Below are 13,942 nucleotides of genomic sequence, written 5' to 3' on the forward strand. Positions count from 1 at the left end.
GGCGGACCCCAGGAGCCGTGCGACATGACGAACTGCTTGAGCGACGCGAAGCCGACGGAGGAAGCGCCCGCGCTGCAAGGGCCCGCGGTGAGTGGGACCGCTCCGGAGCAGGAGCCGAAGGTGGAGGGGGATGTCCACGGAGACGAGTCCGACACTCCTCCGGCGGCCGCCCGTCCCGACGTGAGGGACCCTCCTCCCACCGGTCCTCCGGGCTGAGAGGGACGAGCGCGGCGGCCGGAACGCTTCGCGGATGTCTCCCGTTCGTGGGGCGTCCAAGCAAGTGGTGGGGCGGAGCAGACGCGGTGTCCTTCCGGTGGCGGGTCGACTCCGCCCTGGGGGCTGCACCGATGTCCGGGAGCTGGCGGAAACCGGCGTGGTTGCGTCGGTTTCCAGACGGCGACCCAAGGATTCCGGGTGGCTGCGTTTCGAGTGGGCGTGGAAGGAGGGCGAGGGGTCGATGAAGGACCATCGCAATGCCTCGGTGAAGCGATTCACCGTGGCCTACAGTGCCGCCGTGGCACACGAAGGCTTCGAGGAGTTCGCTCAGCGCGTCAGGCCCATGCTCGTGGCCCTGGCGAGGCGTCTGTGCGGCCAGGGTGGCATCGACCCGGAGGATCTGGCGCAGGAAGCGCTTGTCCGGGCGCTTGTCCACCATGCCACCTTGTCCTCACAGCCAGAGCCCGTGTACCGGGCGTGGCTGTGCAGGGCGCTCACCAATCACTTCCTGGACCAGTGCCGCAGGAGGCGGACGGAGCTGCTGGAGCAGGAGCGCCGGGATATCCGCCTGGTGCGAGAGGACGTGGAGTCTCCCGACGCGAGAACGGGCGAGATGTGGGAGCGCATCACCGACGCGGACCTGGTCCAGGCTATTTCCCGGCTGCCCAATCCGCGCGTGCGTGAGGCGTTCGAGCTGCACGCCACGGGACTGCGCTACCGGGCCATCGCCCATCGCATGGGCGTGCCCGAGGGCACCGTGGGCAGCTGGCTGTTCCAGGCGCGCAAGGAGCTGCGCGAGCTGCTGATGCCGCTGACGGATGGTGGGGGGATGGCATGAGCCCTCCGTGTCATCGGTTGTATTTGTTCCTGGATGGCGAATTGCCCCCGGTGGACGAGGAGAACTTCCGCCACCACCTGGCTCGCTGCGGAATGTGCGCGTCCGGGCTGCACGAGGCGATGCAGCTGGAGCTGCTTGGCTTCCAGGCACTCCACCCGGAGGGGCTGCCCCTCGAGGAGGAGGTGGAAGAAGCGCCGCGCTTCGAGACGTCCCCGGCGTGGCCCGCGCCGCCCTGGCCGAAGCCCGCGTGGCACCAGCGGCTGCGCTCGGTGTTGCCCGCGCGGAGGGGCCCGGTGGGCTGGTGGGCCGCGGGAGCGGTGGCGCTGGCCGCGGGGCTCCTGGTGTTGGTGCTGGCCGTGCCTCGCGCGAGGGACACGTCGCCCGAGGTGTGGGTGGCCCATGCGACGCAGCGCGCGCTGGAGGCGCGGGTCTCCTATTCACGGGCGGACGGGTATCGCCCCTACGTGCCGATGCGCGCCGGGCCCGAGGCTCCCGTGGTGACGGCGCCCCTGCCGCTGCGCGAGCTGGCGGAGCTGGAGGACCGGGGCGACCTGCATGGCATCGCCGCCGCTTACCTCGTGCGCAGGGACGTGCGGCAGGCGGCGGACTTCCTGCGACGGACGCCCGCGTCGTTGGACCGCGACAGCGACCTGGCGGTCATCGCGCTGGAGCAGGGGCGACGCGAGGACGCGCTGGAGCAGTTGGAGACCGTGCTGCGAAAGTCGCCGGACCATCCACAGGCGCTGTGGAACCGGGCGTTGGTGCTGCGGGAGCTGGGGCTGACGCTCCAGGCCGCGGAGGCCTTCGACGCGGTGGTGAAGCTGGGGGAGGCCGGGTGGAGCGAGGAAGCCCGGGTGCGCTCCCAGGCGCTGCGCAGCGAGACGTTGCTGCGCTCGCGGGACTTCCAAGACGCAAGGGCGGCGGCGCAGAACCTGACCACGATGCAAGGCGCGCGTCTGCCGCTGGCCGAGGCCCGTCGCTTCCCGGGCGTGGTGAGGCTGTCCTTCTACGACGCGTTGAGGACGGCGACCACGCGCGAGGCGGCGCTGCGGCTCCTGCCGCTCGCGGAGGTGCTGGACGAGGTGCAGGGCGGCTCCACGCTGCGCGACACCGTGCAGGCCGTCGCGCGCGCGGACTTCCAGCGCCGAGGTCCGCTGGCGCGAGACTATGCGCGACTGCTGAGGGGTGAGCATCCCTCGCCGGGCGCGTTCCTGGAGACGCTGCGGCGCTCCGGAGAGGACGACCTGTACCTGGGCGCGCTCGTGGCGCTGGACGTGGTGGCGCGCCACCTGGACGACTTCGAGCGCATCGCCCGGGCCGGAGGCGACCCCTGGTTGGTGCTGCTGGCCGAGCGTGAGCTGTCCGTCCGGGAGGAGCACGCGGGCGAACCGTGGAAGGCGGAGCAGCGGCTGCGCGCGGCGCTGTCGTCGTGCTCGGGACGGGGGTTGGCGTACCGGTGCGCGATGCTGCGACGACGGCTGGCGGACCTCTTCGTGCGACTGCACCGGCAGGCGGACGCGCTGGAGGAAGCGCGTGACGGCTGGCGCCTGACGCGGGAGCTGGGGGAGTGGAACCTGGAGCAGCAGTTCCTCCAGGAGATGGCGCAGATCGCCCGCCTTCGCCACAACGCGGCCAGCGCGCGGGCCTTCCTGCGCGAGTCCCTGTCACGCATCCCGGATGACTGCGAACAGCGCACGTATGTGCACCGCAACCTCGCCATCGTGGCCTGGTCCGACTTCCGCCCGGACGAGGCCCGCGAGGAGCTGGAGCAGGCCACCCGCTGTGGACGCCCCCTGGGCATGTCGGGCGCATGGGTGCTCTCGTATCTGGCCCGCCATGGCGCGGAGGTCCGCGACGAGGACCTGCTACGGCGCACGCTCGACGAACTGCGCCGCGGCTCGCGCACGCCAGGGGAGCTGGCGCTGCTGACGTTCCTGGACGGTCAGTTCATGCTGGAGCGGGAGCGGGCGTCGGGGCGGGAACTCTTGCATGGCGCCATCGACGCGGCGGAGGCGCTTCCTCGGGACGTGGACGCTCGCAAGGCCCGGGTCTTCTCGTACGGCGTGTTGGTGAGCGACGCGGCCCGCTCCGGTGTCCAGGAGCAGGTGCTGGCGCTGATGGGGCAGGCCCTCCGGGTGCCCGTCCCGGAGCGCTGTGTGCTCGCGGTGTCCGTGGACCACGAGCGCACGGTGACGACCGTACGCGACGCGGCGGGCGCGCTGTCGGGCGTCTATGACGACCGGCGTTCCTCGTCCCTGCACGGGACGGCCGACGGGCTCGTTCCATCGAGGCTGGTGGCGGCGCTCCGCGGATGCGAGCACGTGGACGTGCTGGCCTTGCCGCCCGTGCACGGCCTGCCGGGACTGCTGCCCGCGGACCTGGCCTGGAGCTACCGCGTGGGGCGCCCCGGGCCCGTTCCCGAGGCGCGGGTCCAGGGCGGCCGCCACCTGGTCGTCACGGGCGTGGACGCGCCGCCAGCGCTCGGGCTGGAGAAGCTTTCGCCCCTGGAGGCGCCTCGTGTGCCGGACCCGCTGCGAGTGGAGCTGCGCGGCGCGGCGGCCACCCCGTCGCGCGTGCTTCGTGAGATGGCGGAGGCGCGCGAGATTGAACTCCACACGCACGGCCTCTTCAGCTCGGAGCTGTCGGACTCCTCGCTGCTGGTGCTCGCGCCGGAAGAGGATGGACGGTACGCGCTCGCGGCGAACCAGGTGCGGGAGCAGTCGCTCGCCGGCGCCCCCCTGGTGTTGCTCGCGGCGTGTGGGGCTGCTCGCGCCGCGCCCTTCCTTCACGAAACGGTGAGCCTGCCGGTGGCCTTCATCGAGGCAGGGGCGCGCACCGTGCTCGCCTCCACCGGTGACATTCCCGATACGGCGGGGCGCTTCTTCGAGTCCGTACGCGAGCGCATCCGCGCGGGGGCCCCGGCCTCCCGGGCCCTGCGCGACGAGCGCCTGGCGTGGCTGGCCCGCGAGCCGGCGGCAACCTGGCCCGCACAGGTCCTCCTGTTCGAGTGACGTGTCGACACGTCATCAAGGATTCCGACCCCCCGCGTTCTGGAGGTGACGCTCCGTCGACCTGACGGCGCGTCGCGTCTTGAAACATCGAACAGGGGGGGATTCTCACATGCTGAATTCAAATTCGGGGAAGACCAGCGCGGGCCTCGTTGCCCAGGAGATTCCGGATCCACCGCCGGAGAAGGATCGGGGCCTTCGCGCGCCGACCGGGGAGGAGGCGACGCCCGTTTTCTCCGCCAGGCTCTCGTTGCCCCCGCCTCCTCCGGCGGACGAGCCGGCCGCCAACGACGAGCGCTGAAACACGTAACAGCCGTTTCATGACTCTCCTGAATTACTGGAGAGTTGCTTGTTTTTCGGGGCGTTTCCGGGGGGAGGCGCCCCGATTTTTTTTGAACAAGGACGCTCAAGGAAAAAGGCTCGGAACGTATTTCAGAAGGAAGAGGGCGGCGACGGGGGAGTACGGCTGCTTCGACTGCATCGCGACAGGGGGGAGTGATGTTCCGAGGTGACGCGCGGGGCCATGGTGACACCCATGGGATGTGGGCACCGGAGGATGGGCGTGGAGCGGGTGGGGGGACCTGGGGGGCGTTGGCGGACGGGGGCGAGTGGGAGGCGGGTCGGGCGGGGGGGAGCGTTTTTGGGGGGGATGAGCAGGACCAGGAGGAGGCGCGGACCGAGCTCCTCCTGGGTGACGACCTGGATTTCCAGATCGCCAGTTATTGAGATTCACGGCGCGAGGGTTCGGGGAAACGCATCATGCTGGCGGATGGCGTCGGGGGACGACCATCCACCTCAATCGGATGGCGTCGTAGTGGTGGGGGAGACGACGCGCAGGACCAAGTGGGTCGTGGGGGGCGTCATCCGAAGAGGGCCAGATGCGGCGGACGAGGGAGCAGGTGGCAGGACGCGCCCCAGGTCCTCCGCCTCCGGAGTCTCCAAGGGCTCCGGGGGTGGGGGACTTCGGCGTTGGGGGGACGGGAGCTAGGGTGTGACTCCAGCTCGACTCGGAGTCCCCCATGACCCTGCTGAAGTGGGCGGCCTTGCCGCTCTTGTTCTTGGCCGCCTGTACCGGCTCTCGGTGCGCGGCACAGAAAGCTGAAACGCCCCAGCTGTTGTCCCTGTCCCAGCAGATCGCGCTGCGGGAGGACTGGCTGGACAAGCGCCATGGCCTGCTGCTGGAGATGATGCGGCGGCACGGCGTGGGCATGTGGATCATCGTCAACGAGGAGTTCAACGATGATCCGCTGACGCAGTTCGTGGCACCGCCGCGTCCGTACGCGGGCAACCGGGACATCTTCGTCTTCGTGGACGCGGGAGCGGAGGGCCTGAAGCGCGTGGCGCTGACGGGCTACGCGGAGGAGTCCATCCTCAAGTTCTTCGAGGCACCCGAGGAGGGACAGTCCGCCCCCGAGGCCTTGAAGTCGCTGGACTCGCGCTACCAACCCAAGGCGATTGCGCTGGGCATCGGCGGCAAGCGGGGCGTGACGCGCAGTCTGACGAAGGATGGCTATGCCTACCTCCTGGACGCTTTCGGCGCGGAGGCGGAGGCGCGCTTCGTGAGCGCGGCGCCGCTCATCGAGGAGTACCTGGACACGCGGCTGCCCGAGGAGTGGGAGCCCTACAAGGGGATGGTGGAGTTGACGGACGCCATCGTGAAGGAGGCCTTCTCCTCGAAGGTCATCGTGCCGGGGAAGACGACGGTGGGGGACGTGCGCCGATGGCTCTACGACAGGCTGGGCGCGCTGGGCGTGGGCACGTGGTTCCAGCCGGACATGCGCGTGCAGCGCAAGGGTGGCATCCCCGCTAAGTCCCGAGGCTTCCTCGCGGTGGCGAAGGAGGACCTGGTCATCGAGCGCGGCGACCTCATCCACGTGGACTTCGGCATCAGCTACCTGGGGCTGCACACCGACTGGCAGAAGATGGCCTATGTGCTGCGCGACGGTGAGACGGACGCGCCCGAGGGCCTGAAGAACGCGCTGGCGAACACGAACGCGCTCCAGGACGTGTTGATGGTGCAGGCCTCCCGGCCGGGCCGCTCGTCCGCGGAAGTGTATGACGAGACGATGGCGGCGATGACGGCGCGTGGCATCGAGGCGCAGGTGTACAGCCATCCCCTGGGCAACCACGGCCACGCGCTGGGGGCCTCCATCGACTTCCGCTCGTCGACGCGCAAGGACACACCGAAGCCGTTGCGAGAAGGCTCATACATCGCCATCGAGCTGAACACGGCCACCCCGGTGCCGGAGTGGGACGGACAGAAGGTGGCGGTGATGGAGGAAGACCCGGCCTACCTCACGCACGAGGGCTGGAAGTTCTTCGTGCCGCGCCAGGAAGCCTTCTACCTCATCAAGTAGAGGGGCTTCAGAACGCCACGCCCAACCCCATCCCCAGTGCCCACATGCGTGAGGCGCTGGGCGCGGGGCTCGACTCGGGAGCGCCCAAATCGATACGCACGCCGGCCCGAGCGAACGCGGGGCCGAGCCGCACGCGGACGAAGGGCTCCAGGGAGAGCTGGGAGTCCTCTCCGTCCCACGTCGCCTCGGTGAGGTGGGGCGAGACGACCTGGGCGCGCACGCCAGGCTCGAGCATTCCAAGTCCGAGCGAGGCCTCGACGCTGGCCTGCGCGACGAAGTGGGTGTCGCGCGCGGAGCGGGACACGGGCATGAGCATGCCAAGCGCCACGTCGGCGCGGGCCTGGAAGCCGGGCAGGTCCACGCCCACGGCCATGGGCAGCACCACGGACGTGGTGTCGAGCGCCCACAGCCACGGGTCCGCCAGCCCCCGCACGGCGGCGGCGGTGGCGTAGTTGACGCCCTCCGTCTCGACCCTCCGGGAGCCGATGATGTCGGCGTCCTCATGGCGGGCCAGGGGCAGGGCGACGCCCGCGCCAATGCGGACGAACAGGCTGTCATCCGCGAACGTGCGGACATGGTGCAGGCCCACGAGCAGGTTGGACGAGCCAACGTGGCTCGTGGTGCCCTCCACTCCACCCTCGGGTTTCAGCGCGGTGTAGGGCAGCCCCCAGTCGAGCCGGAGCTGACCGTGTTCGGAGACACGGAAGCCGGCGGCGAGGGTGGGCGAGACGTGGCGCGTGGAGACGTGCCGCAGTCGGGGCGCGGAGGAGAAGGTGACGGAGGTGGCGAGGAAGTTGTCGGGCTCGCGCACCTGCGCCCCGGCGCGCATCCCGGTCAGGAGCAGGGCGGTGGCGACGAGCCACGCGGCGCTCCAGCGGTGAAGCACGAGGGTGCGGTGAGGCGTAGGCATGGCGGTGGTCCCGTCGAAGGCCCGTCCGGCTCACGGCCCCCCTTCTTCGTGGAACACCGATGAAGACGCCGAGCGTCACCACCCTTGACGCATGGGCGTGCTTTTTTCCGCGCCGCCCTCGGCTTCATCAGTCCGGGCCCGCCGCCCCGCTGACGTCGGCCCAGGTGAGGCCGAAGCGCGCGAGGTACTTCTTGAGGCGGTCCGCGTCATTGACGCTCGCCTTCCTCGCGCGGGATTGGGAGAACAGCACGCGCCCGGCTTCGGACAGCGAGCGCACGCCCTGGCAGACCCCCAGCACGTCCGCGAGCTGCACGCGGTCGAACCTGTCCAGCTCCTGGGCCAGCGCTTCACCCAGCACCTCGGCGACACGGTCTGCGGAGCCCACGGGCTGCAAAGGCCCGGGGCGCGAGCCTCCCGTGCGCCACTGCGCGCGCAGTCGCTCCAGCTCCTCGTCGACCACGTCGCGGGTGATGCGGCCTCCGGGAGCGAGCGTGGCCATGCGCAGCACGGCGGCGTTGAGGTCGCGGAAGTTGCCGGACCACCGGGCATCGGGCGAGGTGGCGAAGCGCAGGAAGCGCTCCTGGGCTTCCTTGTTGAAAGTGATGCGCGCGCCCATCGCCTCCGACGCCTTGTCCAGCTCGTAGAGGAGGTTGGGCGGGATGTCCTCCGGACGCTCGCGCAGGGCGGGCAGCCGGAAGGTCCACAGGTTGATGCGCGCGAGCAGGTCCTCCCGGAAGCGCCCCTGCTCGACGTCCCCCTGTAGGTCCCGGTTGGTCCCGGCGATGAGCTGGAAGTCGCTCTCCACTTCCCGGTCCGAGCCCACGGGCAGGAACCGCTTGTCCTCCAGCGCGCGCAGCAGCATGGCCTGCTCGTCCGCGCCCAGCTCGCCAATCTCGTCGAGGAAGAGCACGCCGCCGTGGGCCTGTCTCAGCAAACCGGGCCGGTCCTGGAGCGCTCCGGTGAAGGAGCCCTTCACGTGGCCGAAGAGCGCGGACATGGCGCCGTCACCGCGCAGGGTGGCGCAGTTGAGGTCCACGAACGGCCCGCTGACGGTGCCGCGAGTCTTCTTGAGCGTGTAGACGCGCCGGGCCAGCTGGGATTTGCCCGCGCCCGTGGGGCCGGTGATGAGCAGTGGCGCTCGCGACTGGGTGGCCACCTGCTCGATTCGCTCGATGATGCGGTTGAAGGCGGCGTTGCGCGTGTCGATGCCGGCCTTGAGGAAGGACAGGCCCTCGCGTTGCTCTTGCTGGAAGCGCGTGGCCAGCGTGTCGTAGCGCGACAGGTCCAGGTCGATGAGCGTGTGCGTGCCCGCGCCCGTGCCCGTCCTGTCCCGCCCGGCCGGTGACAGCTGCACCAGTCGGCCGGGGATGAGCCGGCTCTCCACCAGGAGGAACATGCAGATCTGCGCGATGTGCGTGCCCGTGGTGATGTGGACGAGATAGTCCTCCTCCTCCGGGTTGAAGGGGTAGGCGCGCACGTAGTCGAGCAGCGCGCCGTAGGTCTCCTCCAAGTCCCACGGGTTCTTGATGTCCAGCGGCGTGGCGCGCACGGACGTCTCCGGAGACACCTGGCGGATGTCGCCCACCAGCGTGCCCGCGAGCGCCGCCGCTCCAGGCGGATGCAGCAGCTCCAGCCGGTGAACGACGAGGTCGTCCTGCTGGCACAGCGCCACCGTGGGCCGCCACTTCGTCCACCGCCCGGGGCCCTGCCCCGTGTCCAGCGTCGTCCCGAGCATCCCCAGGACCACCGTCTGCTTCGCCCGTGTCTTCGCCATTCGAATAGGACTTTATCCCAAGGGATATGGATGGCCAGCCCCCTCGGGGCGCTTCCCTCGGAGAAAGGGTTGGCACGCCGGCTGCTCTACGTCCCTCCGTGCCCGGGAAACAGAGCCCGGGCGAACGACCGAAAGGTGAAGGCCATGGAGCGCAACAAGGTGAGCTACGAGGTGCTGTCGGACGAGGCGGGTCGCCCCATCAAGTCGTGGACGATGGGAGTGCCGTTCGAGGACGAGGCCAAGAAGCAGCTCCGGAACCTGCGCGGCCTGCCCTTCATCCACAAGTGGGTGGCGGTGATGCCGGACGTGCACCGCGGCTACGGCGCGACGGTCGGTAGCGTCGTCCCCACGGTGGGCGCGGTGGTTCCGGCGGCGGTGGGTGTGGATATCGGCTGCGGGATGATCGCCGTGCGCACCACGCTGCGCGCGGACCAGCTCCCGGACTCGCTGCGTGGGGTTCGCTCGGCCATCGAGCGCGCGGTGCCGCATGGCCGCTCGGATAACGGTGGCCGTAACGACGTCGGCGCGTGGCGCGTGGCTCCGGCTTCGCATCAGCAGGTGTGGTCGCGGTTGATGGAGGGGTATGACCGCGTCGTCGCCAAGCACCCTCGCATCGGCCGTGGGCCGGACCTGGCGCACCTCGGTACGCTCGGGACGGGTAACCACTTCATCGAGCTGTGCCTGGACGAGTCGGATGGCGTGTGGCTGATGTTGCACTCCGGTTCGCGTGGCGTGGGTAACCGCATCGGCAGCTACTTCATCGAGCTGGCGAAGGAGGACATGCGCCGCTGGCATATCAACCTCCCCGACGCGGACCTGGCGTACCTGCCGGAGGGTACGGAGCACTTCGATGACTACGTCTTCGCGGTGAGCTGGGCGCAGGACTACGCGGCGATGAACCGCGAGCTGATGCTGCGAGGCGCGGTGGATGCCCTGCAGTTGAGCGGTGAGCTGCCTCCGTTCTCGCTGTCCGAGTCGGCGGTGAACTGCCACCACAACTACGTGGCGCGTGAGCACCACTACGGGAAGAACTGCTTCGTGACGCGCAAGGGCGCGGTGCGGGCGCGCGAGGGTGACCTCGGCATCATCCCCGGCAGCATGGGGGCGCGTTCGTACATCGTCCGAGGGAAGGGAAACGCGGACAGCTTCCATTCCTGCAGCCACGGCGCGGGCCGGGTGATGTCGCGTGAGGCGGCGAAGAAGCGCTTCACGCTGGAGGACCACGCGAAGGCGACGGCGGGCGTGGAGTGCCGCAAGGACGTGGACGTGATTGACGAGACGCCGGCGGCGTACAAGCCCATCGATGCGGTGATGGCGGCGCAGTCGGACCTGGTTGAAGTGGTCCACACGCTCAAGCAGGTCGTCTGTGTGAAGGGGTAGCCGAAGGACCACGACAACCCCCAACACGCGAGGTGGCCATGCCGGGATGACGACACCGAGGCGCCCGTTCCCCCCAAGAGGCCGAAAGGCCGCCAGTGGTGGGGGAGCGGGCGCCGCTATTTTGGGAAGGGTGTCAGAATGCCCGGGTGGGGCCGTGAGGCGTGGGAAAAGCAGGAGACGAGACACATGCTGCGCATCGATGGTTCAAGGGGAGAGGGCGGCGGCCAGGTGCTGCGCACGTCGCTGGCGTTGTCGCTGGTGACGGGGACGCCTTTCACGATGACGAACATCCGCGCGGGCCGCGCGAAGCCGGGCCTGTTGCGCCAGCACCTGACGGGTGTGAAGGCCGCGGAGGCGGTGGGCGCGGCGGAGGTGTCCGGCGCGGAGCTGGGCTCGAAGGAGCTGACGTTCCGTCCGCGCGCGCTGGCCGCGGGCAACTACCACTTCGCGGTGGGCACGGCGGGCAGCGCGACGCTGGTGCTGCAGACAGTGCTGCCCGCGCTGCTGGCCGCGACGGAGCCGTCCACGTTGAGGCTGGAGGGCGGGACGCACAACCCGGCGGCGCCGCCGTTCGACTTCCTCGCCCGGGCGTACCTGCCGATTCTGCGCAAGCTGGGGCCGACCGTCACGGCGACGCTGGAGCGTCCCGGTTTCTTCCCGGCGGGTGGCGGGAAGTTCCACGTGGACGTGCGGCCGGCGCCCATGAAGCCCCTCTCGCTGCTGGAGCGGGGGCGGGTGCTGCGCCGTGACGCGAAGGCGGTGGTGGCGATGATTCCCTTCGACGTGGCGAAGCGGGAGATGGAGACGGCGGGGGCACTGCTCAAGTGGCGTCCGGACGAGCTGCGGGTGGAGGAACTCAAGCGCACCACGGGCCCGGGCAACGCGCTGGTGGTGGAGGTGGAGAGCGAGCACGTCACCGAGGTCTTCACGGCCTTCGGCGAGCGAGGCAAGCGCGCGGAGGTCGTGGCGGAGGAAGCGGCTGGAGAGGTGAAGCGCTACTTGAACGCGGATGTCCCGGTGGGCGAGCACCTGTGCGACCAGCTGCTCCTGCTGTTCGCGCTGGCGCGGGGTGGGGAGTTCCGCACGCTGCCGCTGGATGGGCACTCGGTGACTCAGTTGGAGACGATGGCGCACTTCCTCGACGTGAAGGTGGACGTGCGCGAGGTGTCCCGCGAGGTGCGCGAGGTGGTGGTGCGCGGCTGAGCCCCCTGTCGAGGGCATCCTCCAGGTTCCGGCCGCACCTGGAGGACGCGCGTGTCACGTGAGTGATGCCGACGCCGTGGCAGTGCTCCCGGCTCTGGAAGAGAAACTCCATGCCGGTGAAGGCCGCCCACGCGGACTCGTGGGGAAGGGCACCCCGGGTGTCGGTGACTCACCCGGGGGCCCGATGCGTCAGGGGCGTCGGCGGACGATTTCGTTCTGACTCGAGATGCCCCAGACGGTGCCGTCCGAGGCCGCCGAGATTTGTTTCAAGGTGCCGGTCCTGGGCGTCCAGGCGGAGCCGCTCCACTGGAAGACATTGCCCGCGGGGTTCAGGGCCCAGATGACGGACGCGCTGCCGACGGAGACGTAGTTCATCCCGGGCGGGATGTTGAACGTCCACTCGGTGCCGTTCCAGCGCAGCACGCGCAGGCCATCCGGAGGGTTGGTGGCCCACAGCTCGCCATCGGTGCCGACGGAGATGCGCTCCACGCAGCAGCGCTTCGGGGACCAGGCGGAGCCGGTGTATTGGTACAGGGTGTTGTCATTGCCCAGGCCCCACACCGTGTTCGCATTGGCGATGGTGACCTGCTTCATCCCAGCCGGGATGTTGAAGGTCCACCGCGTTCCGTCCCAGCGCAACACCCGCATGCCGTCCGGAGGGTTGGTGGCCCACAGTTCACCATCGGCCGCGGCGGCCAGTTCGGTGACGCAGCAGCTCTGATTGACCCACGTCGCGCCATCCCACTTCCAGTGTCGCCCCGTGGTGTCCAGCAGCCAGACGATGTTCGACGCGCCCACGGCGACCTGCTTGGGCGTCGTCTGCGGCGGCGCCGGGATGACCACGTATTCCGAATCGGGCGGGACGATGAGCGAATACAGCATCTTGTTGGGCGAGCCCTTCACGTCCTGGATGACGTTCGCCGTGCCTCCATTCAGCACGGCCTGCGACACCTGCGCGGGAGTCGCGGTGGGGTTCTTCTCCAGATAGAGCGCGGCCACGCCCGCGACATGGGGCGACGCCATGGAGGTGCCGCTGAGGTCTCGCGTTCCGGTGTCGGACGTGTTGCTCGTGGAGCGGATGCCCACGCCGGGCGCGAAGAGGTCCACGCAGGCACCCCAGTTGGAGAACGTGGCGCGCCGGTCCTGGATGTCGGAGGCCGCCACCGTGAGGGCCTCTGGCGTGCGGGCTGGACTCGACTGACAGGCATCCGCATCGCTGTTGCCGGCCGCGAGGACATACGTGATGCCCGCGTTGATGGAGGCCCGAACGGCGTCGTCCAGCAGGGAGTAGGCGCCACCGCCGAGGCTCATGTTCGCCACCGCCGGCTTCTGGTGGTTCTTGGTCACCCAGTTGATGCCGTTGATGATGCCGCTGTAGCTGCCTCGGCCGTCACAGGCCAGCACCCGCACCGGGTGCAGCCGGCTATTCTTGGCGACGCCCCACGTCGCGCCGCCAATGGTGCCCGCCACATGGGTGCCGTGGCCCTGGCAGTCATTGGTACCGTTCCCATCCGCGATGGCCGTCATGCCTCCACTGACACGGCCTCCGAAGTCCGCGTGTGACGCTCGGATGCCGGTGTCGAGGACGTACACGTGCACGCCCTGGCCGGTGGTGGTCTGCTCGTAGCGCTGGTCCAACGCCAGGGGATGGGAGTCGAGCCGGTCCAGGCCCCAGGGCGCATTGGTCTGCACGGCCTCCACGTCGACATAGCCATCCTGGCCGAGCGCGATGACGCGCAGGTCGCTGGCGATGACGGTGGCGGAGGCGTCGGTCAATCCGTTGGCCGAGAAGCCGAGTGAGCCCGCATCGAAGTAGGCGAGGATGGTGCCACCGAAGCGTTGCGTCAGGTATTGCGCCACGGTTTGGACCTGGTCGGGTGTCACCAGGGTTGGGTCGAAGAAGAAGAGGTATTGGCCCGCGATGGCGTTGGCGGGACGGACGATGGGGGGCGGTGGATGGGTGGGCGGCGATGGGTCACAGTCGTGGAACTGGGTGCCGGTGACCAACATGGCCCCCAGCATGAGACGCGAGGATGCCTGTCGAAACGAGAGCAGCATGGCGAGTCAATCCAATGGGGTGCGGGTTGACGCGAGCCGAGCCGCGCTCGCGCGGAGACTCCGCATTCCAAGTCCCGGGCCATGCGGTGCGCGGTTTCGTGTGCAAGGGATTGTGAGCGCTTGGCGCGGGCTCACGCCTGGCGCGACGTGCGTCATCTCGAATGGACGCGTCATTCCTGGGGCTCGTGGTGAACACTG

10 protein-coding genes are annotated in these 13,942 nt (G+C 69.6%); 7 read left to right on the top strand and 3 right to left on the bottom strand.

The features are described 5' to 3' along the window. Positions 1–24: 24 nt before the first annotated feature. From HUA74_RS04690 to HUA74_RS04710, 5 genes are all read left to right on the top strand, one after another. The gene (locus HUA74_RS04690; RefSeq protein ID WP_174453545.1) at positions 25–216 is read left to right on the top strand and encodes a hypothetical protein; all 192 of its coding nucleotides are present in this window, start codon (positions 25–27) and stop codon (positions 214–216) included. Positions 217–457: 241 nt separating this feature from the next. After that, positions 458–1,054, top strand: coding sequence for an RNA polymerase sigma factor (locus HUA74_RS04695; protein ID WP_174453546.1), 597 nt, complete (start codon positions 458–460; stop codon positions 1,052–1,054). After that, on the top strand, positions 1,051–4,065 hold the full coding sequence (locus HUA74_RS04700) for a CHAT domain-containing protein (RefSeq protein WP_174453547.1): 3,015 nt from the start codon (positions 1,051–1,053) through the stop codon (positions 4,063–4,065). Before HUA74_RS04695 ends, HUA74_RS04700 begins: the two co-directional genes overlap by 4 nt. 109 nt (positions 4,066–4,174) lie before the next feature. Further along, a complete protein-coding gene (locus HUA74_RS04705) occupies positions 4,175–4,363 on the top strand; it encodes a hypothetical protein (RefSeq protein WP_174453548.1) in 189 nt (62 codons plus the stop codon). 718 nt (positions 4,364–5,081) lie between these two features. After that, positions 5,082–6,419: a M24 family metallopeptidase gene (locus HUA74_RS04710; RefSeq protein ID WP_174453549.1), complete on the top strand. Its 1,338-nt coding sequence runs from the start codon at positions 5,082–5,084 to the stop codon at positions 6,417–6,419. A gap of 7 nt (positions 6,420–6,426) precedes the next feature. On the opposite strand, the gene HUA74_RS04715 is transcribed toward HUA74_RS04710, so the two are convergent. Together HUA74_RS04715 and rtcR are read right to left on the bottom strand one after the other, a co-directional pair. Next, positions 6,427–7,329: a hypothetical protein gene (locus HUA74_RS04715; RefSeq protein ID WP_141643492.1), complete on the bottom strand. Its 903-nt coding sequence runs from the start codon at positions 7,327–7,329 to the stop codon at positions 6,427–6,429. Between the two features lie 127 nt (positions 7,330–7,456). Then, entirely contained in the window at positions 7,457–9,103 is a 1,647-nt protein-coding gene (rtcR, locus tag HUA74_RS04720) for an RNA repair transcriptional activator RtcR (protein ID WP_141643493.1), read from the bottom strand. A gap of 144 nt (positions 9,104–9,247) precedes the next feature. Here rtcR and HUA74_RS04725 point away from each other — a divergent pair, with 144 nt between their 5' ends. Further along, positions 9,248–10,483: an RtcB family protein gene (locus tag HUA74_RS04725; RefSeq protein ID WP_141643494.1), complete on the top strand. Its 1,236-nt coding sequence runs from the start codon at positions 9,248–9,250 to the stop codon at positions 10,481–10,483. Positions 10,484–10,669: 186 nt separating this feature from the next. Next, positions 10,670–11,686: an RNA 3'-terminal phosphate cyclase gene (gene rtcA, locus HUA74_RS04730; RefSeq protein ID WP_174453550.1), complete on the top strand. Its 1,017-nt coding sequence runs from the start codon at positions 10,670–10,672 to the stop codon at positions 11,684–11,686. A gap of 189 nt (positions 11,687–11,875) precedes the next feature. Here rtcA and HUA74_RS04735 read toward each other — a convergent pair whose 3' ends face one another. Then, complete coding sequence (locus HUA74_RS04735) at positions 11,876–13,744, bottom strand: S8 family serine peptidase (RefSeq protein ID WP_254624887.1); 1,869 nt, start codon at positions 13,742–13,744, stop codon at positions 11,876–11,878. Positions 13,745–13,942 lie beyond the last annotated feature (198 nt).

Origin of the sequence: Myxococcus sp. CA051A, from assembly GCF_013336705.1 — a bacterium.
In the GTDB taxonomy this organism is placed as follows: domain Bacteria; phylum Myxococcota; class Myxococcia; order Myxococcales; family Myxococcaceae; genus Myxococcus; species Myxococcus llanfairpwllgwyngyllgogerychwyrndrobwllllantysiliogogogochensis.